We start from the raw sequence: 25,867 nt of genomic DNA, 5'->3' as shown, positions 1-25,867 counted from the left end.
ACAGGACGCGGACTGGCTCAAGAGCCCGTCCCATGCGCAAGACGGCCTTCGGTGCGCTGGCGGTCGGGCTCGCCTCGCTGCTCCTCGGCCCCCTTCCGGGTCTTGCCCAGAACGCGACGCATCCCGAGGACGACGAGGTGGTCGACGTCGAACTCGTGCTGGCGGTCGACGTCTCGCTCTCGATGTCGCCGATGGAGCTGGAGATCCAGCGCGACGGATATGCCGCCGCGCTCGTGCACGAGAACGTCATCCAGGCGATCCGCGACGGCGTGCACGGCAAGATCGCCGTCACCTACTTCGAATGGGCCGGCGACTTCACGCAGCGCGTCGTGGTCCCGTGGACCCGCATCGGGTCGCTCGGCGAGGCCGAGGCCTTCGTGGAGCAGATGACGGCCACGCCGCCGCGCAGCGCCCGCAGGACGTCGATCTCGGGCGGGCTGACCTTCGCCGAGGGCCTGTTCGAGGACAACGGGTTCCGCGGCATGAAGCGGGTGATCGACATCTCCGGCGACGGGCCGAACAACCAGGGCGAACAGGTCGATGTGACGCGCGACGGGATCGTGGAAAAGGGCATCACGATCAACGGCCTGCCGCTGATGACGCGGAGCGGCTTCTCGACCGTCTACGACGTGAAGGACCTCGACGTCTATTACGAGAACTGCGTGATCGGCGGGCCGGGCGCTTTCGTCATTCCGGTCAACGACTGGTCGCAGTTTCCAGAGGCGATCCGGCGCAAGCTGGTGCTGGAGCTCGCCGGCCTGTTCCCCGAGCCGCGCGAGAGCGAGCGGTTGCCGGTGCAATTGATTGCTGCGACGGCGGGTTACGATTGCCTGATCGGGGAGAAGATCTGGCAGAACCGGTCGCGCATGTGGGAGAATTGAGGTGAAAGTTCTATGGGCATTTTGGGTTCTCTAACCTTTGACGGTCTCGCTTCCGACTCCCGCTCTGCGGTGAACAAAGCCCCGGAACGCATCCAACTGCAGCGCATCTGAGAAGAGTCGTTTCGGCACGATGACTGCGTTGTATGGACCTAAACCAAGGAAAAAATGCTGTTTCGTTTCAAGCACGTATTTGACGATGGCCCACTCCAGTCGTGAAAATGCACCCTCGGATGAGTGCTCGATACCCAGCTGATTAAAGTATATCTCGAATTCTTCGTTTGCGCCTATTATATTAGGAAAATGCCTCCGCGCTTTGCGCATCGTAGAAATCCTCTGAATTATAAGCGCAAATGCAAATAGGAGAAATACAGTCATCATGAAATGAATATATCCATCTTCTAAGAAAAAATAACGACCGTATTCCGAAAATGTCTTTGCGGTGAATAGATATTGAGCAATCAATATGATTGAAAAAACAATAAAAAATTCACTAATTAAGGATTTGAGCGACGGTTGTGATAGTCGCATGCACATTGCAACATAATCGCTCCGGTCCAATACATCGGTGAACGTGAACGAGAGTCCCTCCGATGAGGGTGCAGGCTCTTTCGCCGCCTCATCCAAGGGAATTGACTCACGCCGCAAGCATCTGCTTGCGGTCGTTGCGTTCCTGCTGGGGGGAGCGGGCGTAGAGTTCGCGGTAGCACTTGGAGAAGTGCGAGGCGGAGACGAAGCCGCAGGCCACGGCCACTTCGACCACCGGCAGCGAGGACTGGATCAGGAGGTGGCGGGCGCGGTCGAGGCGGACTTCGAGGTAATAGCGCGCCGGCGAGCGGCCCATCTCCTGGCGGAACAGCCGCTCGATCTGGCGGCGCGACAGGCCGACGCCGTCAGCGATCTCGATCAGCGACAGGGGTTCGGAGAGGTTCGCCTCCATCAGCTCGATGATGCCGAGCACCTTGGAGTTCTGCACGCCGAGGCGGGCGCGCAGCGGCAGGCGCTGGCGGTCGGTCGGGCTGCGCACGCGATCGGTCAGCATCTGCTCGCAGATGCGGTTGACCAGGAGTTCGTCGAAATCCTCGCCGATCAGCTTCAGCATCATGTCGAGCGAGGCGGTGCCGCCGGCACAGGTGTAGATGTTCTGGTCGACCTCGAAGAGATCGGCGAACACGTTGGCCTTGGGGAATTTCTCCGAGAAGCCCGGAAGGTTTTCCCAGTGAATGGCGCAGCGCTTGTTGGAGAGCAGGCCGGCGGAGGCCAGCACGTGTGCGCCGGTGCACAGGCCGCCGACGGCGACGCCGCGATTGTATTCCTCGCGCAGCCAGGCGAAGGCGGTGCGGTTCGAGTATTTCTCGACGTTTATGCCGCTGCACACCACCACCATGGAGGGCCGCTCTGGGCCGCCCATCTTGCGGCGCTCGTCGTCGAGCGAGGTGTCGACCGCACACTCGACGCCATTGGAGGCGCGGACGGGCTTGCCGTCGGAGCTGGCGAGCCGCCAGCGATAGGCGTCGTGACCGAGCATGCGGTTGGCGATGCGCAACGGTTCGAGCGCCGTGGCGAACGCGACCATGGTGAAGTCGGGAATGAGAAAGAAGACCAGGGATCTCTTGACCGACGCTTTGGCGTTCACGTGCTGCCCCGCGAGAACCGAGTGATTGGCCGGCGATCTAATGTCGCTTTCGAAAAAAGTGTCGTCCGGAATACCCGGCGCTGTCAACGTCCCCGGAGCGGGTGGAGAGCAAATAATCCTCCGATTCGAACACGGATGCGTGCGCGAAGGGAAATGAAAGACACCCGCGGGACCGAGCGGTCCGCGGGCGCCTCGTCATGCGGTTCGGATGGATGGTTGGATCAGCCGAGCGTGTAGCCGAGACGGGCGGCGGCGAGCGCGCCGGTCTGGCCGGGCATCGTGCGGCCGAGGCGCTGGCGCTCGAGTTCCGTCGCGATGGTGGACGGGCGGCGGGCGAACATGCGGGTAAAGAACTTCATTTCGGTCTCCATGCAATCGGGGTTTCGCGGGTCGTCCTTCGCGCAATGGAGCGGGCGGCTCGTGTGAGGCTCATATAGGCTTCGCGGTGCGGCGCGGCACACGAGAATGCGAAGCGGAACGCATGAAAAGCGACATCGCGACATTCCGTTTCAGGGGCCGAAAACCCTTTGGTTTACAGGCGATTGACGGCGGTGCGGCGGGGTTAGCTGTGGCGCGATTGCGTCATCGTGGCGAACGACATCTGGCGGATACCGCCGGCGCGGGTTCCTGTTCGCGCCGACGGCGCCGGTCGTGTCGGTTCATGTCAGTGCCTGGACCAGTCGTGGCTGACGGGGCGGCCGATCTGCGCGGTGTAGCTGTCGGGCCAGCCGACGTCCTTGCGCAGTTCAGGCGGCATGGCGCCGATCATTCTTTCGGTGCGGGCGATTTCACGGCGGCGCCTGTAGGCGCGGGCCAGGTTGCCGATGGTTCCGATGACGGACATTTCACTTCTCCTCTGGTTTGCGGGGGGATCGCCGATCCGGCCGCTTTCGATGCTCGGGATACGCCCGGCGCGTTTCGGTTTGGCCGCGTCAGACACGCGGATGGTTTCGGAAAAGACGCTCGCGCCGATACGCGGTGTGCTGCTCGCGGTGCCTTTCCGGGACGCGGGTGCCGGCGCGGGAAGCGGGATCGTGGAAGCGGGTGAGGCCCTCCACGAACAGGCCGAATGCGGTGACGGGGAACATGATGGCTTTCCTTTCCGATCTTCTATTTCCCTTGCGACAGCTTGACTTTGCGGCAATCCCATAGTTCAATCAATCGAAATGGAATGATCATATGGATCAGCGTAACTGAACGGAACCCATCATGAACGCACCGCTCAACCATCCCATGCCGCTGCTCGAACTCGATGTGCTGCGCACCTTCGTGGCGATCGCCGACACGGGCTCGTTCACGGTCGCGGCCTCGGCCGTGTTCCGCACGCCGTCGGCTGTCTCCATGCAGATCAAGAAGCTCGAGGAGCAGCTCGGGCGTTCGGTTTTCAAGCGCGACGCGCGCGCGGTAACGCTCACCATCGATGGCGAGATGCTGCTCGGCTACGCGCGGCGCATGCTGGCGATCAACCGCGAGGCGGTGTCGAAATTCATCGTGCCCGATATCAGCGGCGTGGTGCGGCTCGGCTCGCCGGACGATTACGGTGAGCGGGTGCTGCCGACGGTGCTCAAGCGCTTCGCCCAGTCGCATCCCTCGATCGCGGTCGACGTCGTGATCGACCAGAGCGCCAGCCTGCGGCGGCGGCTGGAGGACCGGCGGCTCGACATCACGCTGATGACCAACTCGTTCAAGACGATCGCGCCCGACGCGGAAGTGCTGCTGACGGAGCCGATCGTATGGGCCGGCGCCAAGGGGGGATGCGCCCACATGCGCGAGCCGCTGCCGGTATCGCTGTGGGAGGAGGGCTGCGCCTGGCGCGCCGGCGCGCTGGAGGCGCTTGGACAGATGGGCAGGGAGTATCGGGTCGCCTACATGAGCGCCCACACGGCTGGACAGCGTTCGGCGATCCTGGCCGATCTCGCGGTAGCCCCGCTGCCGAAATCCTTCGTGGCGGGCGATCTCGTCGTGCTGGGCGAAGAAGACGGGCTGCCGGACATCGGCAACTACAACCTCGTCATGGTCGTCGCGCCGGACGCCTCGGCGCCGGTGCTGGCGGCGGCGGACCACATCCGCGCGACCTTCGAGGCGTTCCGGGAGAGCGGCCGATTCTGAGACCGGCCGACGCAGCTATTCGGCGGGGAGAGCCGTGACAGAGACGGGGGCGGGCGCACGGCCGGGCTTCGGCATTTCCACCTCGCGCAGGAATTCGACTATGCGGTCCCTGGCGCGGCGCGCCTCGATGGTCTCGATCAGCGGCCAGACATGGTACATCCCCTCTTCGACCACGAGGTCGACGTCGATGCCGGCCTGCCGCGCCGCCGCGGCGAAATCCATGGTGCCGGAGCAGAGCAGGTCGCGCGTGCTGGTGAAGATCAGCGTCTTCGGCAGCACCGACAGGTCGCCATAGCGGGGGCTGATGCGCCAGTCCGTTACGTCGATGCCGGCGCTGTAGAGCCGGATCGCCTCCTCGCCGCCCGGCACGTCCAGCCACGGATCCTGGCAGGCCGCCTCGGTCATCGCCTCTGTCACCGCCATGTCCAGCCCGGGCGAGATGAGGACATGACGACCGGGCAGCGGCACGTGCTTTCTCGCCGCCATCATGGTGAGCACGACGGCCATGTTGCCGCCGGCGGAGTCGCCCATGAAGACGACGTCGCTCGCGCGGCTCTGGCCGAGCACGGAGCGGTAGGTCGCCATCGCCATGCGGAACATGTCGTGGAAGTCGTGCTCCGGGGCGAGGGGATAGATCGGCACGGTGACGCGGGCACCCGTGCGTTCGGCGATGTCGGCGATGAGCTTCCAGTGATAGCTCGTGATCTCGAAGCAGTAGGCGCCGCCGTGGAAATAGACGATGTGGCCCGAGGAGCGCTCGCGGGGCACGACGTCGTAGACGGGAAAGCCGTCGATCTCGCGGCTGGTGACGTCCATGCGGCGCATGATCGAGGCGGGGGGCAGGTGGCTTTGGCGCTTCCTCGACCAGACGATCCAGTCGTGCAGGTCCTTGGCGCTCGCGAAGCCCTTCTTGCGGGTGAGCTTGAGATACAGACCGACCAGACGGCTCTTCAGGCTTGGCATGGACATTCCGATCGCTAAGGGATCAATCAAGACCCCTTCCGCGGAAATCGTCAAGTCCGATCAATGGCCTGGACGGCAGCCGGCTTCCGGCGGAAGGCTTCCGTCAAACGCCTCCGGTCAGCTTCGGTTCCGGCGCGCCGCCCGCTCCTCGCGCGAGCGGCGGCGCGGCGTCGCCTCGTCGCCGGCATCCTCGCTGCGCGGCGAATGCTCGGGCAGAGTGACTGCAGCCGCGAGGTGCGGGAAGGAATCCACCTTGTTGGGCAGCGCCATGGCGTTGACGAAGTGCTGCTGGAAGCGCGGCTCCAGCGCCGTCTCGATCTTGACGATGCGGCGCACGGTCGTCTCGATCTCGCGGCGGTAGTCGCGGTTGAGCAGGGCCATCAGGGCGCCCGTACCGGCGGCGTTGCCCACGGCCTTAACCTCCGACAGGTCGCAGTCCGGGATGAGGCCGAGGATCATCGCGTATTTCGGGTCGATGAAGGAGCCGAAGGCGCCCGCGAGGCAGATCGTGTCGACGTGGTCGACGCCGAGCTTCTCCATCAGCAGCTTGATGCCGGCATAGAGCGCCGACTTGGCGAGCTGGATGGCGCGCACGTCGTTCTGGGTGACGGATATCTCCTGCTTGCCGGCGTGGAGCAGGTAGGAATAGGTGCGGCCGGTCTGGCGGATGCGGTCGGTCCGTGCGGCAAGCGTGCCGTCCACGACGCCGTCCTCCGAGATGATGCCGGCGAGGAACATCTCGGCCACGACCTCGATGATGGCCGAGCCGCAGATGCCGGTGATGCCGAGTTTTTCCGCTTCGGCGTCGAAACCGGGCTCGTCGGACCACAGGTCGGAGCCGATGATCTTGAAGCGCGGCTCCAGCGTGGCGGGATCGATGCGCACGCGCTCGATGGCGCCGGGGGCGGCGCGCTGGCCGGACGAAATCTCGGCGCCTTCGAAGGCCGGACCGGTGGGCGAGGAGGCCGCGACGACCCTGTCTCGGTTGCCGAGCACAATCTCGGCATTGGTGCCGACGTCGACCAGCAGCATCATGCGGTCCTGGCGGTGCGGGCCTTCCGACAGGGTGGCGCCGGCGGCGTCCGCCCCGACATGCCCGGCGATGCAGGGCAGCATGTAGATGCGCGCCCCGGTGTTGATGCCGAGCCCCAGATCGCTCGCCCAGGTGTGGACCGAGCCGGAGACGGCGAGCGCGAAGGGCGCCTGGCCGAGCTCCGTCGGGTCGATGCCGAGGAAGAGGTGATGCATGATCGGATTGCCGACGATCACCGCGTCGAGCACGTTGTTGGGATCGACGCCGCCCTCCGCGCAGACCTTGCGCGTCAGTTCGGTGACGGCGTCGCGCACGGATTTCGTCAGCTGGGCGCGGCCTTCCGGGTTCATCATGACGTAGGAGACGCGGCTCATCAGATCCTCGCCGAAGCGGATCTGCGGGTTCTGCATGCCCGACGAGGCGACGATGCGCCCGGACAGCAGCGAGACCAGGTGCATGGCGATGGTGGTCGAGCCGATGTCGCAGGCGATGCCGTAGGCCTCGTTGTGCAGGCCCGGCCACAGCGCGATGATGTTGGGCCGCGAGGCCTCGAGATCGCGGTGGATGGCGGCCGTCACGGCCCAGTTGCCCTTGCGCAGGATGCCTTGCACCTGCGGGATCAGGTACTGCGAGACGAGCAGGTTGTCCCAGCCCCAGTCCTTGTCCAGCATCACCTTGAGCCGGTCGAGATCGCCGAGCGGCTTGTGCATGTCGGGCTCGTCGACCTCGACGTAGCAGAGCTGGACGGCGGGGTTGCGCTCGATGATACGGTCGATCGCAGACTTGCGCACGACCTGGGCGTTGATGACCGTGTCCTGCGGAACGTCGACGACGAGGTCGCCCTGGATGGTGGCCGAGCAGGAGAGGCGGCGGCCTTCCGCCAGGCCGCGGATGCGCTCGTAGCGCGCCTCCTTCGCCCCCTTCGGCGAGATGTGGGCGTTGGACGAGACGATCTTGTGCTTGGCGAAGCTGCCTTCCTGCACCTCGATCTGGCAGCGCCCGCAGGTCGCCCGGCCACCGCACACGCTTTCCACGTAGACGCCGAGCGAGCGCGCGGCATCCAGCACGGGCGTGCCGACGGGAAAGCGCCCGCGCTTGCCAGAGGGCATGAAGAGGACGAGGGGATCGGCGGGGGTGTTCAAGTCAGTGCGCACCAATGCAGAGTCACCCCCGCGCCATCCGTGCCTCGCGTCCGCCGCGGCGGCGGCCGCCGCCGGCGTCGCCGGGTGCGTTGACCTGGACCGGCGCGGGGGCGGCGTGTTCGCCGGGCTTGTAGTCCTTGTAGGTGCGGATCCAGGTGGTGCAGTCCTTGTCGGTGCCGGCAAGCACGTTGGCGCCGCGCACGGCTTCCATCTCCTGCGGGCGGCAGGGGTTCATGATGGCCGAGGTCATGCCGGCGCCGATGACCATGGGGATGAAGGCGGCGTTGATGCCGTGGCGGTGGGGCAGGCCGAAGGAGATGTTGGAGAGGCCGCAGGTGGTGTTGACCTTCAGCTCCTCGCGCAGGCGGCGCAGGAGCGCAAAGACCTGGCGGCCGGCATCGCCCAGCGCGCCGATCGGCATGACAAGGGGATCGACGACAACGTCGTGCGCGGGAATGCCGAAATCGGCGCAGCGCTCGACGATCTTCTTGGCGACCGCGAAGCGCACGTCGGGGTCCATGGAGATGCCGGTCTCGTCGTTGGAGATGGCGACGACCGGCACGTCGTACTTCTTCACCAGCGGCAGGATCGCCTCCAGCTTCTCCTCTTCGCCGGTGACCGAATTGACCAACGGACGGCCCTTGGCGACCTTCAGCGCGGCTTCGATGGCGGCCGAGACGGAGCTGTCGATCGACAGCGGCAGGTCGACGAGGTTCTGCACGATCTCCATCGTCTGGACGAGCAAAGCGGGTTCGGTGGCATTGGGGTCGACGGCGGTGACACCGGCATTGACGTCGAGCATGGTAGCGCCGGCGGCGGCCTGTTCGAGTGCGTCCTTTATTACGGTCTCGAAGTTGCCGGCGACCATCTCGGCGGCGAGCTTCTTGCGGCCGGTCGGGTTGATGCGCTCGCCGATGACGCAGAAGGGCTGATCGAAGCCAATGATGATTTCCCTGGTCGCGGAGGCGACGATCGTGCGGGTCATTTTCAAACTCTCCGTGCGTGCGTGACGCGGTTCATGTTTCTACGGTTCGGGAACGCGAATTCTTATCCGGCGGCCTGCCGGACGAGGTCGCCCGGCGACTGCGCGTCTTCCTCGTGCAGGATGCGGTCGAGCTTCTCGGCGACGCGTGCATCGTCGGCGCCGGCTTCGCGGCGCCAAGGCCGGCGGCCCTTGAGCACGCCGGACTCGTCGACGATCTCGGCGACGAACTCCTCCTGCCGGTAGGCCATCACGTGGATGCCGGAGACGCCCTCGATCTCCTTCACCTCGTTGATGATGTCGACGCAGATGCGCTTGCCTTCCTTCTTCCGGTCGGCAGCGCCCTCGAGCCGCGCGATGACGGCGTCGGGGATGTGGACGCCCGGCACGTTGGTCCGCATCCATTTGGCGGTGCGGGCCGAGGCGAGGGGGCCGACGCCGCATAGGATGAAGCAGTTCTCGACCAACCCGAGGTCGCGCACGCGCTTCATGTATTCGCGGAACATCGGCACGTCATAGCAATACTGGCTCTGCACGAACTGCGCCCCGGCGGCGACCTTCTTGGCCAGCCGGTGCGGGCGGAAGTCGAAGGGCGGCGCGAAGGGATTGATCGCGGCGCCGAGGAAGACCTCGGGTGGCGTGGTGAGCTTGCGGCCGGACAGGAACTTCCGCTCGTCGCGCATGATGCGGATGGTTTCCAAGAGCGACATGCAGTCGAGATCGAAGACCGGCTTGGCGCCGGGCTGATCGCCCGCCTGAACGCCGTCGCCGGTGAGGCACAGTATGTTGCCGACGCCCATGGCGGCGGCGCCAAGGACGTCCCCCTGGATGGCGATGCGGTTCTTGTCGCGGCAGGAAATCTGCATGATCGGCGCAAAGCCCATGCGGGTGAGCAGCGCGCAGATGCCGACCGACGACATGTGGCAATTGGCGCCCGAGGCATCGACCGCGTTGATGCCGTCGACCCAGCCTTCGAAGATCGCCGCCCGGTCGTACACATCCTGCGCATTGGCGCTGTCGGGCGGGTTCAACTCGGCGGTGACGGCGAATTCGCCGCGGCGAAGCACCCTTTCCAGGCGTCCGCGCGAAGAGTGGCCGGGCAGGGGGTCGAGCGGCAGGTCGAGGCCGGCCGGGTTCTGGTCGGACACGCTCATGCTGCCTCGCCACGCTTCTCGCGTTCGGCGGCCGCGCGCGCGGTGACGCGCAGCCAGGCCGACGTCTCGCGCAGCGACTGGTCGACCGGCTTCTGTACTGCGAGGATCGCGTCGCCCTTGACCATGTTGCGCGAGCCTTCCCAAGCCTTTAGCCAGACACAGGGCATATCGGGCTCGACCTCGCAGTTGCCGTTGGCACGCACGCCGCCGCACGGGCCGTTGCGAAGCTGCTTGGGGCAGTTCATCGGGCACGACATGCCGGTGGAGGAAAGCACGCACTGGCCGCACATGCGGCAGTCGAACATCAGGCCCTTGACCCGCTTCTCGACGAACTTGACCGGGGCTTCGACGCGGCCGTAGCCGATGCCCTTCCACAGCGGATGCAGGAGAAGGAAGACGTCGGCGAAGCGCGCGTAGAACCATTCCAGCGCGCGCGAATGGCGGATCGACCACAGGCGCATGGAGTAGCGGCGCTGGACGCGGCGCTGCGGCGACACGTCGGAGGGCTTGTAGTCCGATTTCGGCGCGGTCTTCTTGACGATCGAGGCCTGGGTCACGCCGGCCGCCGCAGCCGGAGGCAGCGATTGCGGCGCCGCACTTGCCGGTCCCTTCGCCGTGGTGGTGCCGGTGTTCGGATCAGCGCTGGTCATGACCGCCCGCCTTGGCAAGGGCGACCAGACGGTCGCGGTCGAACTCGGCCTCGATCGCGGCCACCGCCTTGTTGGCTTCGGCTTCGAGATCGTCGCTCACGGGCACCGGATCGGCCTTGCGCCATTCGGCCAGGTAGTCGTCGCTCTCGGCCGAACCGGAGCGCATGGCGGCCATGTCGATCGCCTCGGTGAAGCGCAGCGAGAGCTCCCGCTTGGCGTTGGTGCGACCCTTCTTGACGATGACCTGCGCGGGAATGTCCCGCCAGTAGACGACGATCAGATCGGCCATCGGCCATGCTCCGCGCTGGATGTCCGGCGAGCATTGCCGCAACCGTGTGCTGGCCGCTTCTCATGAGGCGACGCGCGCCCATTCAAAAGCGACGTCGCCTTTGGGCAATCGTGCAGGCCGTCGCCGCGAGCGCCGTTCAGGCCGACGGCGCGGTCACCACCAGTGATGCATGCCCGCGGTTTCCCACAGGAGCGTCAGCACCGCGCCGGCGGAGGCGACCACGACGGCGATGACGGCGAGGGACGTCACCCCGACGACGCAGCCGACCGCGAAGAGGACGCCGTCGCGCTCCGACAGCGCCAGCCCGACCAGCGCCGTGGCGAAGGCGGGAAGCCAATTGCCGAGCGGGATGGGAAGGAAGACGGCAATGGACAGGATGAGGGCGATAGCGCCGATGACGCGGTCGCCCCGCCTGCGCCAGAAGGGCCAGTAGCGCGGCTTGATCAACCGCTCGATATAGATGAGGCGCGGAACGGACCGGGCGGCGAAGTTCCGGAAGTGCTCCGCGCTGACGGACTTGCGCATCAGGAAGGCGGGGAGCCACGCGGTCTTGTTGCCCATGACCATCTGCGCCGAGACGATGATCAGCGGCAGTCCGAGGATGACGGACGAGCCGGGCGGCAGCGGAAGCAGGTTGAAGGACGCGAAGAAGACGAGCAGCGCGGCGAAGCTGCGATCCCCCAGCGCATCGCGCACCGCCTCGACCGTGACCCTGCCTTCGGCTTCCGCGGCAAGACGCAGGAAAACCTCGGACAACCGTCTGGGCCGGCGCCGGCGCAAGGCCGGCTGGCTGATGCGCGGGTTCATTTCGTTCATTTGCGGCCCCCACGGCAGGCATACCCGTCGGCGCGCCTGTTTCCCGCCCTCGCGTCCATCCTGCATCGCCAGCGGTTAATCCTTGATGACAAAAAGCGCCACCCGGATCTTCGAGGTGCTTCCAGCGCAGGGCTATTCCCGGATTTCGGCTCTTTCGTGTTCAGCCGATCAGGGCAGGATCGTCAGGAAGGGCCGGCGGCGTCGCGCAGCGCGGGTTCGAGATCGCCGTAGCCGGTCAGGCGCTTTTCATAGCGAAGGCCGAGCATAGAGGCGGCGTCGCGCGCGACTTCCTCCAGGGCGGCATCTTCGGTCTGGGCGAGGTAGACGAGCGTTTCGTAGTGGCCGAAGTAGTCCTTCGCCAGTTCGGGATGGCGGTCGAGGCCGAGCGGCCTGATGAAGAAGGCGTCGAACTGGCGGCAGAGGAAATCGGTCATGTAGAAGGTGGTCATGTCGCCGTCGCCTATAGCGTCGAAGGCGGAAAGACCCTGGTAGAACGCGAAGCAGTGCGGCCCGGCGATGCGGGCGACGCCGTGCTTCTCGCAGACGCGGTCGAGCATGCCGCCGGTGCCGCAATCGGCATAACCGACAAAGATGTCGGAGTACCCCTCCGAGCGCGCCTCGGCGATGGCGGCGTCCATGGCGGGGGCGATGCGGTCGGGGTGAAAATGGAAGTCGGCCGGAAGGCAGGTGAGGTCGAGATGGTCGAGGCCGAGCCGCGATTTCACGGCCAGTACTTCTCGCGCGATCATCCCGCAGGCGATGACGAGAACCTTTTGGCTATCCGCGCGTTCCTCCCGCGCCTCGAACTGCTCTTCAAGGAGTGCGGCCAATGCAGACCTCCATCCTCCGTATCCTCGTGATCGCGACGCTCGCACTGGCGACGACCGCCTGTGCGAACACCATCCGCGGGCTCGGGCGGGACACCGCCAACACGGTCAATGCGACCCAGAACGCTGGCGAGGACATCGCGGAGGCGGCCGACTAGCCGCCTCCCGACCAGTCACGATCAGGCGGAAGCGCGGACGTTGTGCCGGCGCTTCATGTACTCCTTGGCGGTCTCGACCGCCACGGCGGCATCGCGGCAGTAGGCGTCGGCACCGACGGCCTTGCCGAACTCCTCGTTGAGCGGCGCGCCGCCGACGAGGACGACGTAATCGTCGCGGATGCCCTTTTCCTTCATCGTGTCGATGACCACCTTCATGTAGGGCATGGTGGTGGTCAGCAGCGCCGACATGCCAAGAATGTCGGGTTGGTGCTCCTCGATGGCGGCGAGATACTTTTCCACCGGATTGTTGATGCCGAGGTCGACGACGTCGAAGCCGGCGCCTTCCATCATCATGCCGACGAGGTTCTTGCCGATGTCGTGGATGTCGCCCTTGACGGTGCCGATGACCATCTTGCCCTGCTTGGGCGCGCCGGTGGCGGCGAGCAGCGGGCGCAGGATGCTCATGCCCGCCTTCATGGCGTTGGCCGACAAGAGCACCTCAGGAACGAACAGGATGCCGTCGCGAAAATCCTCGCCGACGATGCGCATGCCCTCGACGAGCGCCTCGGTCAGCACCTTGTAGGGTGCCCAGCCGCGTTCGAGGAGGATGTTCGTGCCTTCCTCGATCTCCTCCTTCAGTCCGTCATACAGATCATCGTGCATCTGTTGGACGAGTTCGTCGTCGGGGAGTTCGGAGAGGATGATTTCGTCGTCGGACATGAGGCTGCTCCAGAGGAAGCGTTCGACTATGGGGGATTGTACCTTAGGTAACGGTCAATGTGTATTCGGCAAGGGCAGCGACGGCATAGTCGATTTGCGACTTCCTAAGCGACGAAAACGACCGGAATCCAAGGGCGTTTCGTGTCGATTTTGCGACAAGTCTTGGCGTTTGCGAGACGGTTCGGAAAAGGTCGATGGCTACGATCCGGCACCGTGGCCGAGATGGGCCCGAGACCCGGTTTCAGGATAGGTTCAATGGACGACAATCTGGCAGCCGAACAACAGGCCGGCGCGGGTCGGCGTGCGCGTGGCGACCGCGGCGGCGCAACGGCGCGTCGTGCCGCCCGCTCGGGAGGCGGACCCGGCATCCAGCAGTCCTTCGTCGATCGCAAGATCAAGGTCTACGAGGTGCTGGACGAAGAGGGGCTGGCGCTGATCGAGGCCAATGCCGACCTCATCCTGGAGGAGATCGGCATCGAATTCCGCGACGATGCCGAAGCGCTGGCGATGTGGCGCGAAGCAGGCGCCGACGTGCGGGGAGAGCGGGTTCACTTTCCCAAGGGGCTGTGCCGCTCGCTGCTCAAGAGCGCTCCGCCGGTGTTCACCCAGCATGCGCGCAATCCGGCCCGGTCGGTGCAGATCGGCGGCAATGCGACCGTGTTCGCGCCCGTCTACGGGCCGCCCTTCGTGCGCGACCTCGAGGGCAACCGGCGCTACGCCACGATCGAGGACTTCCGCAACTTCGTGAAGCTCGCCTACATGGCGCCGTCGCTGCACCATTCGGGCGGCACGGTTTGCGAGCCGGTGGACGTGCCGGTCAACAAGCGCCACCTCGACATGGTGCACGCGCACATGACGCTGTCGGACAAGCCGTTCATGGGCTCGGTCACCGCGCCGGAGCGGGCACAGGACACGGTCGACATGGCCAAAATCCTGTTCGGCGAGAAGTTCGTCGAGGACAACACGGTGGTGATCAACCTGATCAATGCCAACTCGCCGATGGTGTTCGACGAGACGATGCTGGGCGCGGCGAAGGTCTATGCCCGCAACAACCAGGCAACGATCATTACGCCGTTCATCCTGGCCGGCGCGATGAGCCCGGTGACGGTGGCCGGCACGCTGACGCAGGTGCTGGCCGAGGTGCTGGCGGGCGCGGCCTTCACGCAGCTGGTGCGGCCGGGCGCGCCTGTCTTGTTCGGTACCTTTGCCTCGTCGATCTCCATGCAGTCGGGCGCGCCGACCTTCGGGACGCCCGAACCGACGCTGGTCTCCTACGGCGCCGGCCAGCTCGCGCGCCGGCTCGGCCTGCCGTTCCGCACGGGCGGCTCGCTCTGCGCCTCCAAGGTGCCCGACGCACAGGCGGCCTACGAGAGCGCCAACACGCTGAACTCAACGATGCTCGCGGGCACCAACTTCGTGCTGCACTCCGCCGGCTGGCTGGAGGGCGGTCTCGCCTCCTGCTACGAGAAGTTCATGATGGACATCGACCAGCTCGGCATGCAGCAGAAGCTCGCCCAGGGCGTCGATCTCTCCGAGAACGGCCAGGCTCTGGACGCCATCCGCGAAGTGGGACCGGGGAGCCACTATCTCGGCTGCTCGCACACGCAGGCCAATTTCCAGACCGCGTTCTATCGCTCGTCCATCGCCGACAACAATTCCTACGAGCAGTGGCTAGCCGAGGGCGAGAAGCGGGCGGAGAACCGCGCCAACGAACTGGCGCGCCGCTGGCTCGAGAGCTACGAGGCACCGGCGCTGGACGAGGGCATCGCCGACGGGCTGAAGGACTTCATCGCCCGCAAGAAGGAGTCGATGCCCGACGCCTTCACTTGAAGGGAGCCCGAGACAGGCCGGGCTAAAGTGGCCGACATCATTCACAAGGAAGTCTGGAGAAGCGCCTTCTCCGGACCGCCGAAGACACGCTGAGCGCGCGGCGCTGGAGTTTGTGGCCCTCCGCGACCACCCGCCGCGGCCGATCCGGCCGGACTTTACATAACTTTACCTTGCGAAACATTGCCCGGCTTGTTCCGGATCAAGCCGCCATCCTAGCCTCGGGACCATTCTGAAGCCTTCTCGCACGAGAGGTATAGAAAGGATCCTGCCATGCCTGCCCCCGCCGCCACCGCCGCCACCGCCGCCACCGCCACCGGCCGTCCCGCCGGCTACACCGCCGCCCAGATCGTCCTCCACTGGGCGATCGCCGCGCTGATCGTCATCCAGCTTGTCCTGGGTGAGGACATGGCGCCCGCCTGGCGGGCCTTCCGGCGCGGAACGGACGCGAGCGCGGACGATCTCTTCAATGCCGACATCCACGTCTATATCGGTCTCGCCGTCCTGGCGCTGGCGGCGATCCGTTTCGGCATACGGCTGGTTCACGGCGTGCCGCTACTGCCGGCCCAGGAGAACCGCTGGCTGAAGGTGCTCGCCCATACCGTCCACGGTCTCCTCTATCTCTTCATGTTCGGCATGCCGCTCAGCGGCGTCGCGGCCTGGTATTTCGGCATCGCGCCCGCGGCGGAAGTGCACGAACTGGCGAAGCCCCTCATCATCGGCGCGGTCGTGCTGCATGCCGTCGGCGCGCTGTACCAGCACTTCGTGCTGCGTAGCGACGTGCTGACGCGCATGGTCCGGCCGGAGCGCCGCAAGGCCCACGGCTGGGTCGGCCAGGTCTCGCGCTGAAGGCTTGCCCGCCGGCCCCCGGCAATGCGACAAGGCTCCGGACCCTGAACCTTCCGGAGCCTGATCCTTGACCAAGCGCACCATCCAGATCGAGACCGCCGACGGCAGCTGCCGGGCGGGCCTGTTCATGCCGGACGGCGACGCCAAGGCGGCCGTCATCCTCTACATGGACATTTTTGGCCTGCGGCCGGCGCTGGACGAGATGGCGGGACGGCTGGTAGCGGAGGGATACGCCGTGCTGGTGCCTGACCTGTTCTACCGCTTCGCCGACAAGCCCGAATTCGATACCAAGGCGTTCGCCGACGAGCACAAGAAGGCGCAGCTCTTCGGCATGATGCGCGAGACCACGCAGGCGAAGACCATCGCCGACACCGGCGCTTTCCTCGACGCGCTTTCGGCGGAGGGGTTTTCCGGCCCGGTGGGCGTCACCGGCTACTGCATGGGCGGGGCGCGCGCGCTGAGCGCCGCCGCCGCTTACCCCGACCGTGTCGCCGCGGCGGCGAGTTTTCACGGCGGCAACCTTGCGACGGACGCCGAGGACAGCCCGCACAAGCGCGCGGCCGAGATGAAGGGGCGCATCTATGTCGGCGCGGCCGGCGTCGACGGGTCCTTCCCGCCGGAGCAGGCGGGGCTCCTGGAACGGTCGCTGCGCGAGGCGGAGGTCGACCACGTGATCGAGAACTATGTCGGCATGAAGCACGGCTGGTGCGTGCCCGACCACTCCGTGTTCGACGCGGCCGGCGCGGAACGGCACTGGAAGCGGCTGGTCACGTTGCTCGACGAGACGCTGGCTGCCTGAGCGGCGCAAGGCGGGAGGCGGTGAGGGGATGGCCGCGATCGATCCCGGCGCTCTCGCCACAGAACTTGCAAATCACGGTCTGATTGCGCGAGGCTGTGTGGATTTCCACGCGGAGGAGGCGCCGGCCGGGTCCGACGGACGTCCGGCTGCCTGCGTCGTGCTCGTCGGGCACGCAGGCGGGACGCTCTGGCCGTATTTTTCGCGCTGGCGCGCGGGGCGGTCTGCGTCGCAAGCAGATCCGCTGGATGCGTGGTCGCGCGAAGTCCTGGAGGCAGTGGCGGGGCGCTTCGGGGCGAGGGCGGTCTTCCCGTCGGACCGGCCTTACCTGCCCTTCCAGCAATGGGCGATGCGGGCGGAAGGGCTAAAGCCATCGCCGCTCGGCATCCTCATGCATCCCGAATACGGGCTGTGGCATGCCTATCGGGGAGCGCTCCTGTTTTACGAGAAGCTGGCGTCGGCGTTCGCCGTCCATGGCGGCGAGGCGGGGGCGCCGGTGCATTTGTGCGATGCCTGCGAGGGCAAGCCGTGCCTGAGGGCCTGTCCGGTCGCGGCGCATTCGATCGAGCGTTTCGATTATGCCGGCTGCGTCGAGCATGTGCGCTCGCCGCAAGGCGGGGCGTGCCGGTCGGCAGGCTGCCTCGACCGCAACGCGTGTCCGTTCGGGGTGGAACACCGCTATTCCGCCGGGCAGCAGGCGTTCCACATGGCGGCGTTCGCCAGACTTTGAGGGGCTACTCGGTGAGCCCGGCCTTGGCCAGGCCTTCGAGGACACGTTCCCAGTCGGCGGGGTCCTTGTAGGGGAGGACGCGGCCGCGGTGTTCGAGCGAATAGTTCGGATTGACGCGGAAGACCTCTTCCCAGACCTCGCGGGCTTCCTCGAAGCGGCCGAGATGGCCGCAGGCGGAGGCGAGGAGCACGCGTGATATGTCGGTCTCGGGCGCCATTTCGATGCGTTCGCGCATCATCGACGCCGCCGTCTCGTATTCGCCGCGCATGAAGTGGGCATGGCCGAGGAAGTGCAGCCACATGTCGGGATAGCGCGGGTTGAGCAGCATCGCCTTTTCGAGGTTGGCGATCGCCTCATCCGGCTGGTGCAGGTAGACCAGCATGTTGCCGCGCGTGACCAGGGTTTCGGCGTCACCGGGGCTGAGTTCGGCCGCCTTGTCGAGTGCTGCGGCGGCATTTTCCAGATCGCGCTCCCAGAGCAGGGTTACCGCCAGCGCACGGTGCGCGAGAGCGTCCTCGGGGCCGAGCTCGACCGCCTTGCGCGCCGTGGCGAGCGCGAATTCCAGAGTCTCCTTCGGGTGTTCCGTCCAGTTGTTGACGTAAGCCAGGATGTTGGCGAAGGCCAGACCCGAGCGCGCGAAGGTGAGCTGCGGATCGAGCTTGACGGCCTGCTCGAAGAGACTCGAGGCTTCCATCAGCCGCTCGCGGTTTACCTTGCTCAGGAGGTCGCGGCCGCGCAGCGTCAGGTCGTAGGCCTGGACGTGGGGCGAGGCGCGCCCGCCGATGCGGTCCTTTTCGTCGAGCTTGAGGCGGACCTTCAGCTCCTGGACGATGTTCATGGTGATCTCGTCCTGGATGGCGAAGATGTCCTCCAGCACGCGGTCGTAGCGCTCGGCCCAGACGTGGCCGCCGGTGGCGCCGTCGATGAGCTGCGCGGTGACGCGCACGCGGTTGCCGGCCTTGCGCACGCTGCCTTCGAGCACGTGGCGGACGCCGAGGTCGCGCGCGACCTGCTTCACGTCGACCGCGCGGCCCTTGTAGGTGAAGGATGAATTGCGCGCGATGACCATCAGCGACGACAGCTTCGACAGGTCGGTAATGATGTCTTCGGAGATGCCGTCGGAGAAATAATCCTGGTCCGGATCGCCGCTCATGTTGTCGAAAGGGAGGACTGCTATCGACGGGGTGTCGGCGATGACCATGCGGCGCGGGCCGGCCTCGCCTTCGGCAGGTGCGTCGAGGCCGACGCTGTAGGTGCGCACCGGCTCCGACAGGTTCTTGACCTCGCGCAGACCGCGGTCCTCGAAGGAGAGGTCGAGCTTGTCCTTCACCTGGTCGTGCACGGTTGCCGAGATGCAGATGCCGCCGGCCTGGGCGATGCCTTCGATGCGGGCGGCGACGTTGACGCCGTCGCCGTAGAGGTCGTCGCCTTCCACGACCACGTCGCCGACATTGATGCCGATGCGAAGGTCCATGCGCTCGTCAGCCTCGACGTCGAAGTTGCGGCGGCGGATCTCGCGCTGAATGTCGACGGCGTACTGGACCGCGTCGACGGCGCTTGGGAATTCGCCGAGAAAGCCGTCGCCGGTCGACTTGACCAGGCGGCCGCCATATTCGGCGAGCTTGGGGTCGATCAGTTCGCGCCGCAGCCGCATCAGCCTGTCGAGCGTCGCGCTCTCGTCTGCGCGCATCAGGCGGCTGTAGCCGACGACGTCAGCCACCAGGATCGCCGCGAGCCGGCGCTGGACGCGAAGCTGGCTCACGCTTGCGGTCTTCCCCTGTTCTGCGATTCCATTCATAGATACCGACGCATGCGGGAGGTGTCCATTCAGACCGGGCTTGGACGGGAAAGGACGGGAGCCGGCGCGGTCCGACCCGGCCCCTATGTGGTCCCGGAACGCGCCTTCCACAAGACCGCCGGGAGGCCTCATGACATCAACTGAACGCGAGAAGATGGCGGCGGGTGAGTGGTATTGCTGCGTCGACCCGGAACTCGACGCACTGCGCGAGACGGCGAAGGCCGCGGTGCACTCCCACAACACGCTGGCGCCGGCAGCCCGCGGGCCGGTCGCGCCGCTTCTGGCGGCACTTTTCGGAGGCATGGGAGAGGACGTCCTGATCGAGGCGCCGTTCCATTGCCCCTACGGCTTCAACATCTTCCTGGCCGACGGTGTGTTCATTAATTCGGGCTGCGTGATCCTCGATACGGCGCGGGTGACCATCGGCACGAGGACGATGCTCGGACCGGCGGTGCAGATCTACTGTGCCGACCATCATCGCGACCCGGTGAAGCGCGCGGCGGGGCTGGAGCAGGCGAGGCCGGTGACGATCGGCAAGGACGTCTGGATCGGCGGCGGTGCAATCATCCTGCCCGGCGTGACGATCGGCGACCGGGCGATCGTCGGCGCGGGCTCGGTGGTGACCAAAGACGTACCCGAAGGTGCGACGGCCCGAGGCAACCCGGCCCGGATCGCGTGACGATTATTTCGCGAACCGCCCAAGGAATGGCGCACCCGCTTCGTCACAGGTGCAAATGAAGGCGATGCTTGCAGAAGCCGAACCGGACGATCGCGACCTTCTCGCGCTGGCGCGCGAGGGCGACCGCGCGGCGTTCGCACGGCTGGTCGCGAGGCACTACGACTTCATCTACCGGGTGGCCTGGCGCTGGTGTGGGCGCAAGGCAGATGCGGAAGACATCGCGCAGGAGGTCTGCGTCAGGCTCGGCAAGGCGATCCGTGGTTTTCGCGGCGAGGGCCGCTTCACCACCTGGCTCTACCAGCTGACGCTGAACGCGGCGCGCGACCACGGACGAAAACTTTCGCGCGAGAGCGCAAAGACGCAGGCCTACGCCGTCCACGCGTTGGTGGACGCGGCGACCGGTCCGGAGCCGGAAGATGCAGCCGATCGTCTGTGGGAGGCGGTGCGGCAACTTCCGCCCAAGCAGTGCGAGGCCGTGCTCCTGGTCTATGGCGAAGGCCTGAGCCACGACGCGGCCTCGGATGTCATGGGATGCGCGGAAGCGACCGTGTCGTGGCACATCCACGAAGCGAAGAAGCGGCTGAAGACGCTGATGTCCGAGGCGCGGGAAGACTGATCATGGCAAGGGACGAATTCGATATCCTGCGAAAGGCGCAGCCGCCGAAGCCCGACGAGGCGGCGCGCGAGCGCGCAGTGGCCGCCGCGATGGAGGCCTTCGACGAAAACTCTTCGACCGCGACCCAAGGATCGCACCGGCAGGTTCGTCTCAGCACCAGAGCAACGAGGCTTTGGAGCAGGATCATGGACCGCAAGTTTTTATCGCCCGCCGCGATCGCCAGCGTGCTGGCGCTGCCGATCGCAGGTTATGCCGCCTACCAACTGGTGACCGAGGGACCTCTGTCGCGCAGCGGCAGCAGCGTCTTCGTCAATGGGGGCGACACGAAAGGGACCGGTGCAGCCCCGTCGGGCCCGTCCGCCCCCACGCAGCGGGCAGCGGAAGAGACCTCGGACAACTTGTCGCTGATCGGGCCGGGGGCCGGACCGCAGGCCATTCAGCAGGATCGCGCCGCGGAGGCCCTCGCGCCGGCGCCCGCCGCGGCCCCTTCGCCGAAGGTTTCCTCGCGGGGGACCCGCAACCTCGACGGCGGCACGGCGAAACTGTCGGCTGCACCGCCGGCGCCTGTCGGCATCGTCGCGCCGTCCGACACGATCCCCGAGGCGGAGGAGAACCGCGACCGCGTCGAGGCCTTCAACACCAATCCGGTGAAGTCGGTGCAGGAGGACCCGGTTTCGACCTTCTCCATCGACGTGGACACAGCCTCCTATTCCTTCGTCCGCGCCTCGCTGAAGAATGGCATCCTGCCGCAGGCCGACACGGTGCGGGTCGAGGAGATGGTCAACTACTTCCCCTACGACTGGAAGGGGCCGAAGAGCGCGGCCGTGCCGTTCAACTCGACCGTGACGGTGATGCCGACGCCGTGGAACGAGCACACCAAGCTGATGCACGTCGCGATCAAGGGCTACGACGTGCAGCCGGCGGTGCGACCGGCGTCGAACCTCGTCTTCCTGATCGACACGTCCGGCTCGATGAACCAGTCCGACAAGCTGCCGCTGCTGAAGAGCGCCTTCCGGCTGCTGGTCGACCGGATGACGGACGAGGACACGATCTCGATCGTGACCTATGCCGGCAGCGCCGGAACCGTGCTCGAACCCACCAAGGGGTCTGAGAAATCGAAGATCCTCGCCGCGCTCGAAAGGCTCGACGCGGGCGGCTCGACGGCGGGCGAAGCGGGGCTGCGCGAGGCCTACCGGCTGGCTTCGGAAAACTTCGTCGAGGGCGGGGTGAACCGCGTGCTTCTGGCCACCGATGGCGATTTCAACGTCGGTCAGACCTCGGACGAGGATCTGAAGCGCCTGATCGAGGAAAAGCGCCAGAGCAATGTTTTCCTTTCGGTCTTCGGCTTCGGCCGGGGCAATTACAACGACCAGATGATGCAGACGATCGCCCAGAACGGCAATGGCACGGCGGCCTATATCGACACGCTGGCGGAGGCCGAAAAGACGCTCGTGCAGAAGGCTTCCTCGACGCTCTTCCCGATCGCCAAGGACGTGAAGATCCAGGTCGAGTTCAATCCGGCGACCGTCGCCGAATACCGGCTGATCGGCTACGAGACGCGGGCGCTGGCGCGCGAGGATTTCAACAACGACCGCGTCGACGCCGGCGACATCGGCTCGGGCCATTCGGTGACCGCGATCTATGAGATCACGCCGGCGGGCAGCCCGGCGCGCGTGATCGACGACCTGCGCTACGGCGAGGCGAAGACCGACAATGCCACTGGCATCGCGCATGGCGACGAGTACGGCTTCGTGAAGATCCGCTACAAGCTGCCGGACGAGGACGTTTCGAAGCTGATCGAGACGCCGGTGACGCCGGCCAACGAGATCGATTCGCTTGCGAAGGCGAGTGCCGACCAACGCTTCTCGGTGGCGGTCGCCGCCTTCGGGCAGAAGCTCCGCAATACCGACCAGACGGCCGGCTTCGGCTACGACCGGATCATGGAGATCGCCACTGCCGCGCGCGGCGCCGACCCGTTCGGCTACCGCGCGGAGTTCCTCCAGCTCATACGCCTCGCCTCGGCGCTCGACACGAGGCGGTAGTGGCGGTGCGGGGCGCCGTGCACTTGGCCGCGATCTGCGGCGAGGCGTGCGAGCGTCCCATGGGCGGGTGAGGCAGCCGGCGGAGCGAAAGCTTCGCCGGCAATCTTTCCGATCTATGAGTTTTCCGGCGCTGCGCTCGGTCGCCTTACTGCGTCATGAGAAGCGAACGGTCGCGCTCCTCAAGGCTTTTTCCCTCGCGTATGCCGGTCCTGAGCGCCTTTCTGGCTTTCGTCTGCCGGTGGCGTGCCCAACTGTCTATACGCTGCAGAGGTTCGCTTGGAGCGTTGACCGCCAGCCATTTGCCGATGCGCTCGAGCGCATAGGTCTCAACCCACGATCCATTCTCCCAGCCTTCGACGAAACGCTGTATCGCGTGCTCGGCGCTGGCCGTTTCCTTCTCGGATGCGAAAGCGCGCTTGAAACGGTTTCTGTCACTCGGCCGAAAACTCGCCAGGCGTTGCAGGAACTCCTCTTGGATCAGCCGGTCTGCCGACATTAGTCCCGCTCCATTTTCGATACGACTCATAGATCAGAGGTAGTCGACTTCAACGTCAAGACCGCTTTCGCGAAATAATTCGACCACGGCATCCACCTGCTCCTTCCGCGGTGGCTTCTGCCGGCAATACCTGCCGGAATTGGCGTTCAGGACCCACCGGACGCCATCGCCGTACTCGTCGAGGGCGAGTTCTCCGGCGATACGTACCTCTCCGCCTTGAACCAAGGTGGGATGGCCGAGTTTCTGATCCTCGGACGGATGACGGTGCCCCCTCCGCCTCGGATACCCGCGCGTGTTGGGGATCCCATCGAATTCGGCAATCTCTTCCACGGCGATCAGAATCTTCCCATCGGCGTTCATTGCCCAGAGATAGTTCTGTGTCGTCGCGGCGAATCTGAGCAGGATGTTCTGCACACACCGCTCCAGCCCGGTAAGACTTTCGGCCACGTCAGTGCCAAGACGGCAGAGCGAGTTGGGAGTTCTTCCCCGCTCCCAGGACATTACTCGCTCAGGAGCACGAAGCGCTCCGAAACGGCTATCGAGATCGTCGCTCAAGAGAACCTCGCGATTCAACTCCTGAATGTGACTAGTCGATCAGGAAAACCGCTTCAACAGGTTCTTTCCGTCACGCTCTCGCACGCCGTCTTTCGCGGCGGGCTTCGCCGGCACCGGTGCCAGCGCCGCTTTCGGCTGCCACCTTGTTGCGCAGCGGGCCGATGCGGGTGACGACATCATCGACCGATGGGCGCTCGCCCTTGCGGTGGGCGTCCAACGCCTCGCGCATCGCCGCCAGGTGCTGGAAGGAGGTGCCGCAGCAGCCGCCGATGATGCTGGCGCCGCCATCGACGGCGAGGCGGACGTAATCCGCCATCAGTTCCGGCGTGCCGGAATAGTGGATCTCGGTGCCGCGGAACTCCGGGATGCCGCAGTTTCCCTTGACGATGACGGTGGCGTCCGGGTTCGCGGCCGTCATGTCGAACAGCGAGGCGAGGATGTCGGAAGCGCCGACACCGCAATTGGCGCCGATGCCGGCGGGCTGTTCGGGCAGGTTTTCGGTGACGCCGAAGATGTCCTTCGGCGCGAGGCCCATCATGGTGCGGCCGGCGGTGTCGAAGGAAGCGGTGAAGGTGTAGGGCAGGCCGACGCGGATGGCGGCCTCGGCCGCGGCGCGGATCTCGTCGGGAGACGACATGGTTTCGATCCAGGCGACCTCGGCGCCGCCGGCCTTCAGCCCCTCGATCTGCTCGGCGAAGGCCTCGACGGCCTCCTCGTAGGTCATGGCGCCGAGCGGCTGCAGGAGTTCGCCCGTCGGGCCGACCGAACCGGCAACGATGACCTTGCGGCCCGCGGCGTCCGCGACGGTACGGGCAAGCTCGGCCGCACGGCGGTTCAGTTCGAAAACCCGGTCCTGCGCCCCGTGCAGCTTGAGCCGGTGGCGCGTGCCGCCGAAGGAGTTGGTGAGGATGATGTCGGCACCGGCATCGACGAAACCCTGGTGCAGGGCCGCGATCTTCTGCGGCGCCGTCTCGTTCCACAGTTCGGGAGCGTCGCCGGATTCGAGACCCATGGCGAAGAGGTTGGTGCCCGTGGCGCCGTCGGCGAGCAGCACGCCTTTTTCCGCGATGAGGGCGTCGATCGGGTTGGTCATGTGTGGGGGCTTTCGGACGGGCTCTGAAGAGGGGAGGGAAGATAACGATATAAAGAAATCGTTATGTCCCGTCAATCGTCGCCGCGCGCCAGCCGCGCCGCGAATGCAGCCGCTTCGTGGGCGTTGACGGTGGCGGCGCGGATCAGATTGTCGAAGTGCTTCGTCAGCGCGCGGATCGCGGCGGTGGCGTTCAGCACCAGATACATGTCGCCGGCATAGATCGCGGCGCGGTAGGGGCCGAAGATCGTGTAGGGGAGCGAGTAGCGCAGGCGGCCGTCGTAGAGATAGAGCCGCACTGCCGGATAGAGCTCCTCCAGAAGCTCGGCCATGTGCTCCAGCTGCCGGCGCCGGTCCTCCTGCGGGAAGGCCGACCAGACGCCCATGCCGGCGGAAAAAATCTCCAGCACGTGGCGGGGCATGCAGATTTCCATGTCCGTCTCCGGACGGCGCGAATAGTCGATGCGGTACTGCGTTTCGCCGGCCTGCACCTCGCGGCTGCGGCTCGACATGTCCGATTCGTAGTCGATCAGCGCGTCGGTGCGCAGGAGGTCGGGGATGCCGGCGGGCACGTAGCGGATCTTGGTGCCGGCAGCCTCGGTGTGCCAGCGGGCGAGCAGGGTGCGGTCGTAGCCGCCGGTCGCCTCCTCGAGTTCGAGCGTTGCGCGCATCTCGCCCGTCAGCGCCTCGTCCTGCGAGAGGCCGAGAAGCCAGTCGAGCGAGACGCGGTGTTCGGAGGCGATGCTGAGCAGCGTCTCGGCTCGGGGCAGGCGGGTCGAGACGCCCGATAGCAGCTGCGAGAGCGCGGAGCGGTCGATCCCGACCTTGGCGGCGAAGGCCGACTGATTGAGCGCCGAGCGGGCGAGCAGAATCTTCAGCCGGTCGCGGAAGATGCCGGAGAGATCGCGCTTGTCCATGCGTGAGTCCGCAAATGTTTACTTCTCACAACAAGTGCTGCTTTCGATGCGCAATGTCAACGCATTGTGCGCTTTATCGCGTTGCAGCATTTCAAGGCTGCTGACATCATCCTGT

At 65.9% G+C, this 25,867-nt stretch carries 29 protein-coding genes; 10 read left to right on the top strand and 19 right to left on the bottom strand.

Features of this window, described 5'->3' with window-relative positions; translation table 11 throughout:
• Positions 1–32: 32 nt before the first annotated feature.
• Positions 33–881 carry a DUF1194 domain-containing protein gene (locus BSQ44_RS15645; RefSeq protein ID WP_072605796.1) on the top strand — a complete coding sequence of 283 codons (849 nt, stop codon included), beginning with the start codon at positions 33–35 and terminating at the stop codon, positions 879–881.
• A 30-nt stretch (positions 882–911) separates the two neighbouring features.
• Here the strand turns inward: BSQ44_RS15645 and BSQ44_RS26355 are convergent, their stop codons facing one another.
• The 5 genes from BSQ44_RS26355 to BSQ44_RS26915 form a co-directional block, all read right to left on the bottom strand.
• Entirely contained in the window at positions 912–1,505 is a 594-nt protein-coding gene (locus BSQ44_RS26355; protein WP_157894609.1) for a YcxB family protein, read from the bottom strand.
• Between the two features lie 10 nt (positions 1,506–1,515).
• A complete protein-coding gene (locus BSQ44_RS15635; RefSeq protein WP_378215616.1) occupies positions 1,516–2,454 on the bottom strand; it encodes a GlxA family transcriptional regulator in 939 nt (312 codons plus the stop codon).
• 281 nt (positions 2,455–2,735) lie between these two features.
• Positions 2,736–2,873, bottom strand: coding sequence for a hypothetical protein (locus BSQ44_RS27225; protein ID WP_169858330.1), 138 nt, complete (start codon positions 2,871–2,873; stop codon positions 2,736–2,738).
• Positions 2,874–3,178: 305 nt separating this feature from the next.
• A complete protein-coding gene (locus BSQ44_RS15630; RefSeq protein ID WP_072605792.1) occupies positions 3,179–3,358 on the bottom strand; it encodes a hypothetical protein in 180 nt (59 codons plus the stop codon).
• 88 nt (positions 3,359–3,446) lie between these two features.
• The gene (locus BSQ44_RS26915; protein WP_157894608.1) at positions 3,447–3,602 is read right to left on the bottom strand and encodes a hypothetical protein; all 156 of its coding nucleotides are present in this window, start codon (positions 3,600–3,602) and stop codon (positions 3,447–3,449) included.
• A 121-nt stretch (positions 3,603–3,723) separates the two neighbouring features.
• Here BSQ44_RS26915 and BSQ44_RS15625 point away from each other — a divergent pair, with 121 nt between their 5' ends.
• Positions 3,724–4,623 carry a LysR substrate-binding domain-containing protein gene (locus BSQ44_RS15625; protein ID WP_072605790.1) on the top strand — a complete coding sequence of 300 codons (900 nt, stop codon included), beginning with the start codon at positions 3,724–3,726 and terminating at the stop codon, positions 4,621–4,623.
• Positions 4,624–4,638: 15 nt separating this feature from the next.
• On the opposite strand, the gene BSQ44_RS15620 is transcribed toward BSQ44_RS15625, so the two are convergent.
• The 8 genes from BSQ44_RS15620 to BSQ44_RS15585 form a co-directional block, all read right to left on the bottom strand.
• The gene (locus BSQ44_RS15620; RefSeq protein WP_083535007.1) at positions 4,639–5,586 is read right to left on the bottom strand and encodes an alpha/beta hydrolase; all 948 of its coding nucleotides are present in this window, start codon (positions 5,584–5,586) and stop codon (positions 4,639–4,641) included.
• 117 nt (positions 5,587–5,703) lie between these two features.
• A complete protein-coding gene (locus tag BSQ44_RS15615) occupies positions 5,704–7,728 on the bottom strand; it encodes an ASKHA domain-containing protein (RefSeq protein ID WP_072608098.1) in 2,025 nt (674 codons plus the stop codon).
• A gap of 55 nt (positions 7,729–7,783) precedes the next feature.
• On the bottom strand, positions 7,784–8,746 hold the full coding sequence (locus BSQ44_RS15610; protein ID WP_072605785.1) for a methyltetrahydrofolate cobalamin methyltransferase: 963 nt from the start codon (positions 8,744–8,746) through the stop codon (positions 7,784–7,786).
• A gap of 62 nt (positions 8,747–8,808) precedes the next feature.
• Positions 8,809–9,897, bottom strand: coding sequence for a methylenetetrahydrofolate reductase (locus BSQ44_RS15605; protein WP_072605783.1), 1,089 nt, complete (start codon positions 9,895–9,897; stop codon positions 8,809–8,811).
• Positions 9,894–10,547 (bottom strand): methylenetetrahydrofolate reductase C-terminal domain-containing protein, encoded by a 654-nt coding sequence (locus BSQ44_RS15600; RefSeq protein ID WP_083534769.1) that lies wholly within the window; start codon positions 10,545–10,547, stop codon positions 9,894–9,896. The genes BSQ44_RS15605 and BSQ44_RS15600 overlap by 4 nt, the downstream gene beginning before the upstream one ends.
• Positions 10,534–10,836, bottom strand: a complete 303-nt coding sequence (locus BSQ44_RS15595; RefSeq protein ID WP_072605780.1) for a virulence factor — start codon at positions 10,834–10,836, stop codon at positions 10,534–10,536. The genes BSQ44_RS15600 and BSQ44_RS15595 overlap by 14 nt, the downstream gene beginning before the upstream one ends.
• 153 nt (positions 10,837–10,989) lie before the next feature.
• The gene (locus BSQ44_RS15590) at positions 10,990–11,652 is read right to left on the bottom strand and encodes an exopolysaccharide biosynthesis protein (RefSeq protein WP_083534768.1); all 663 of its coding nucleotides are present in this window, start codon (positions 11,650–11,652) and stop codon (positions 10,990–10,992) included.
• Between the two features lie 182 nt (positions 11,653–11,834).
• Positions 11,835–12,401 (bottom strand): DUF1638 domain-containing protein, encoded by a 567-nt coding sequence (locus BSQ44_RS15585; RefSeq protein WP_083535006.1) that lies wholly within the window; start codon positions 12,399–12,401, stop codon positions 11,835–11,837.
• Between the two features lie 80 nt (positions 12,402–12,481).
• Here BSQ44_RS15585 and BSQ44_RS15580 point away from each other — a divergent pair, with 80 nt between their 5' ends.
• Entirely contained in the window at positions 12,482–12,637 is a 156-nt protein-coding gene (locus BSQ44_RS15580; protein ID WP_072605774.1) for an entericidin domain-containing protein, read from the top strand.
• 21 nt (positions 12,638–12,658) lie between these two features.
• Here the strand turns inward: BSQ44_RS15580 and BSQ44_RS15575 are convergent, their stop codons facing one another.
• Positions 12,659–13,357 (bottom strand): corrinoid protein, encoded by a 699-nt coding sequence (locus BSQ44_RS15575; protein WP_072605772.1) that lies wholly within the window; start codon positions 13,355–13,357, stop codon positions 12,659–12,661.
• A 255-nt stretch (positions 13,358–13,612) separates the two neighbouring features.
• On the opposite strand from BSQ44_RS15575, the gene BSQ44_RS15570 reads away from it, so the two are divergent.
• The 4 genes from BSQ44_RS15570 to BSQ44_RS15555 all read left to right on the top strand — a co-directional run bounded on the left by BSQ44_RS15570 (position 13,613) and on the right by BSQ44_RS15555 (position 17,559).
• Complete coding sequence (locus tag BSQ44_RS15570) at positions 13,613–15,187, top strand: trimethylamine methyltransferase family protein (RefSeq protein ID WP_072605770.1); 1,575 nt, start codon at positions 13,613–13,615, stop codon at positions 15,185–15,187.
• A gap of 270 nt (positions 15,188–15,457) precedes the next feature.
• Positions 15,458–16,033, top strand: coding sequence for a cytochrome b (locus BSQ44_RS15565; protein WP_072605768.1), 576 nt, complete (start codon positions 15,458–15,460; stop codon positions 16,031–16,033).
• 67 nt (positions 16,034–16,100) lie between these two features.
• Positions 16,101–16,832 (top strand): dienelactone hydrolase family protein, encoded by a 732-nt coding sequence (locus BSQ44_RS15560; RefSeq protein ID WP_072605766.1) that lies wholly within the window; start codon positions 16,101–16,103, stop codon positions 16,830–16,832.
• Between the two features lie 28 nt (positions 16,833–16,860).
• Positions 16,861–17,559 carry a 4Fe-4S dicluster domain-containing protein gene (locus BSQ44_RS15555; protein ID WP_072605764.1) on the top strand — a complete coding sequence of 233 codons (699 nt, stop codon included), beginning with the start codon at positions 16,861–16,863 and terminating at the stop codon, positions 17,557–17,559.
• Between the two features lie 4 nt (positions 17,560–17,563).
• On the opposite strand, the gene BSQ44_RS15550 is transcribed toward BSQ44_RS15555, so the two are convergent.
• Complete coding sequence (locus tag BSQ44_RS15550) at positions 17,564–19,249, bottom strand: adenylate/guanylate cyclase domain-containing protein (protein ID WP_235633431.1); 1,686 nt, start codon at positions 19,247–19,249, stop codon at positions 17,564–17,566.
• 238 nt (positions 19,250–19,487) lie between these two features.
• Here BSQ44_RS15550 and BSQ44_RS15545 point away from each other — a divergent pair, with 238 nt between their 5' ends.
• The 3 genes from BSQ44_RS15545 to BSQ44_RS15535 are packed head-to-tail and all read left to right on the top strand — an operon-like array spanning position 19,488 to position 22,694.
• Positions 19,488–20,036, top strand: a complete 549-nt coding sequence (locus BSQ44_RS15545; protein ID WP_072605759.1) for a sugar O-acetyltransferase — start codon at positions 19,488–19,490, stop codon at positions 20,034–20,036.
• Positions 20,037–20,091: 55 nt separating this feature from the next.
• Positions 20,092–20,652, top strand: coding sequence for an RNA polymerase sigma factor (locus tag BSQ44_RS15540; protein WP_072605757.1), 561 nt, complete (start codon positions 20,092–20,094; stop codon positions 20,650–20,652).
• 2 nt (positions 20,653–20,654) lie between these two features.
• Positions 20,655–22,694 carry a vWA domain-containing protein gene (locus BSQ44_RS15535; protein ID WP_072605755.1) on the top strand — a complete coding sequence of 680 codons (2,040 nt, stop codon included), beginning with the start codon at positions 20,655–20,657 and terminating at the stop codon, positions 22,692–22,694.
• A gap of 145 nt (positions 22,695–22,839) precedes the next feature.
• Here the strand turns inward: BSQ44_RS15535 and BSQ44_RS15530 are convergent, their stop codons facing one another.
• The 4 genes from BSQ44_RS15530 to BSQ44_RS15515 form a co-directional block, all read right to left on the bottom strand.
• Entirely contained in the window at positions 22,840–23,190 is a 351-nt protein-coding gene (locus tag BSQ44_RS15530; protein ID WP_072605753.1) for a hypothetical protein, read from the bottom strand.
• Positions 23,191–23,223: 33 nt separating this feature from the next.
• Entirely contained in the window at positions 23,224–23,745 is a 522-nt protein-coding gene (locus BSQ44_RS15525; RefSeq protein ID WP_157894607.1) for a hypothetical protein, read from the bottom strand.
• A 70-nt stretch (positions 23,746–23,815) separates the two neighbouring features.
• Positions 23,816–24,838, bottom strand: a complete 1,023-nt coding sequence (gene bmt, locus BSQ44_RS15520; RefSeq protein ID WP_072605749.1) for a betaine--homocysteine S-methyltransferase — start codon at positions 24,836–24,838, stop codon at positions 23,816–23,818.
• 71 nt (positions 24,839–24,909) lie between these two features.
• On the bottom strand, positions 24,910–25,752 hold the full coding sequence (locus BSQ44_RS15515; RefSeq protein ID WP_072605747.1) for a helix-turn-helix domain-containing protein: 843 nt from the start codon (positions 25,750–25,752) through the stop codon (positions 24,910–24,912).
• Positions 25,753–25,867: the final 115 nt, after the last annotated feature.

It is taken from the genome of Aquibium oceanicum (genome assembly GCF_001889605.1).
GTDB lineage: Bacteria > Pseudomonadota > Alphaproteobacteria > Rhizobiales > Rhizobiaceae > Aquibium > Aquibium oceanicum.
This window is presented reverse-complemented; position numbering and strand designations above follow the sequence as displayed.

Bases quoted from the DNA above. Each gene is read 5' to 3' on its own strand.
- BSQ44_RS15645 (WP_072605796.1), top strand. From the start codon at position 33: ATGCGCAAGACGGCCTTCGGTGCGCTGGCGGTCGGGCTCGCCTCGCTG.
- BSQ44_RS15635 (WP_378215616.1), bottom strand. From the start codon at position 2,454: ATGGTCGCGTTCGCCACGGCGCTCGAACCGTTGCGCATCGCCAACCGC.
- BSQ44_RS27225 (WP_169858330.1), bottom strand. From the start codon at position 2,873: ATGAAGTTCTTTACCCGCATGTTCGCCCGCCGCCCGTCCACCATCGCG.
- BSQ44_RS15630 (WP_072605792.1), bottom strand. From the start codon at position 3,358: ATGTCCGTCATCGGAACCATCGGCAACCTGGCCCGCGCCTACAGGCGC.
- BSQ44_RS26915 (WP_157894608.1), bottom strand. From the start codon at position 3,602: ATGTTCCCCGTCACCGCATTCGGCCTGTTCGTGGAGGGCCTCACCCGC.
- BSQ44_RS15625 (WP_072605790.1), top strand. From the start codon at position 3,724: ATGAACGCACCGCTCAACCATCCCATGCCGCTGCTCGAACTCGATGTG.
- BSQ44_RS15620 (WP_083535007.1), bottom strand. From the start codon at position 5,586: ATGCCAAGCCTGAAGAGCCGTCTGGTCGGTCTGTATCTCAAGCTCACC.
- BSQ44_RS15615 (WP_072608098.1), bottom strand. From the start codon at position 7,728: ATGCCCTCTGGCAAGCGCGGGCGCTTTCCCGTCGGCACGCCCGTGCTG.
- BSQ44_RS15610 (WP_072605785.1), bottom strand. From the start codon at position 8,746: ATGACCCGCACGATCGTCGCCTCCGCGACCAGGGAAATCATCATTGGC.
- BSQ44_RS15605 (WP_072605783.1), bottom strand. From the start codon at position 9,897: ATGAGCGTGTCCGACCAGAACCCGGCCGGCCTCGACCTGCCGCTCGAC.
- BSQ44_RS15600 (WP_083534769.1), bottom strand. From the start codon at position 10,547: ATGACCAGCGCTGATCCGAACACCGGCACCACCACGGCGAAGGGACCG.
- BSQ44_RS15595 (WP_072605780.1), bottom strand. From the start codon at position 10,836: ATGGCCGATCTGATCGTCGTCTACTGGCGGGACATTCCCGCGCAGGTC.
- BSQ44_RS15590 (WP_083534768.1), bottom strand. From the start codon at position 11,652: ATGAACGAAATGAACCCGCGCATCAGCCAGCCGGCCTTGCGCCGGCGC.
- BSQ44_RS15585 (WP_083535006.1), bottom strand. From the start codon at position 12,401: ATGATCGCGCGAGAAGTACTGGCCGTGAAATCGCGGCTCGGCCTCGAC.
- BSQ44_RS15580 (WP_072605774.1), top strand. From the start codon at position 12,482: ATGCAGACCTCCATCCTCCGTATCCTCGTGATCGCGACGCTCGCACTG.
- BSQ44_RS15575 (WP_072605772.1), bottom strand. From the start codon at position 13,357: ATGTCCGACGACGAAATCATCCTCTCCGAACTCCCCGACGACGAACTC.
- BSQ44_RS15570 (WP_072605770.1), top strand. From the start codon at position 13,613: ATGGACGACAATCTGGCAGCCGAACAACAGGCCGGCGCGGGTCGGCGT.
- BSQ44_RS15565 (WP_072605768.1), top strand. From the start codon at position 15,458: ATGCCTGCCCCCGCCGCCACCGCCGCCACCGCCGCCACCGCCACCGGC.
- BSQ44_RS15555 (WP_072605764.1), top strand. From the start codon at position 16,861: ATGGCCGCGATCGATCCCGGCGCTCTCGCCACAGAACTTGCAAATCAC.
- BSQ44_RS15550 (WP_235633431.1), bottom strand. From the start codon at position 19,249: ATGCGCGCAGACGAGAGCGCGACGCTCGACAGGCTGATGCGGCTGCGG.
- BSQ44_RS15545 (WP_072605759.1), top strand. From the start codon at position 19,488: ATGACATCAACTGAACGCGAGAAGATGGCGGCGGGTGAGTGGTATTGC.
- BSQ44_RS15540 (WP_072605757.1), top strand. From the start codon at position 20,092: ATGAAGGCGATGCTTGCAGAAGCCGAACCGGACGATCGCGACCTTCTC.
- BSQ44_RS15535 (WP_072605755.1), top strand. From the start codon at position 20,655: ATGGCAAGGGACGAATTCGATATCCTGCGAAAGGCGCAGCCGCCGAAG.
- BSQ44_RS15530 (WP_072605753.1), bottom strand. From the start codon at position 23,190: ATGTCGGCAGACCGGCTGATCCAAGAGGAGTTCCTGCAACGCCTGGCG.
- bmt (WP_072605749.1), bottom strand. From the start codon at position 24,838: ATGACCAACCCGATCGACGCCCTCATCGCGGAAAAAGGCGTGCTGCTC.
- BSQ44_RS15515 (WP_072605747.1), bottom strand. From the start codon at position 25,752: ATGGACAAGCGCGATCTCTCCGGCATCTTCCGCGACCGGCTGAAGATT.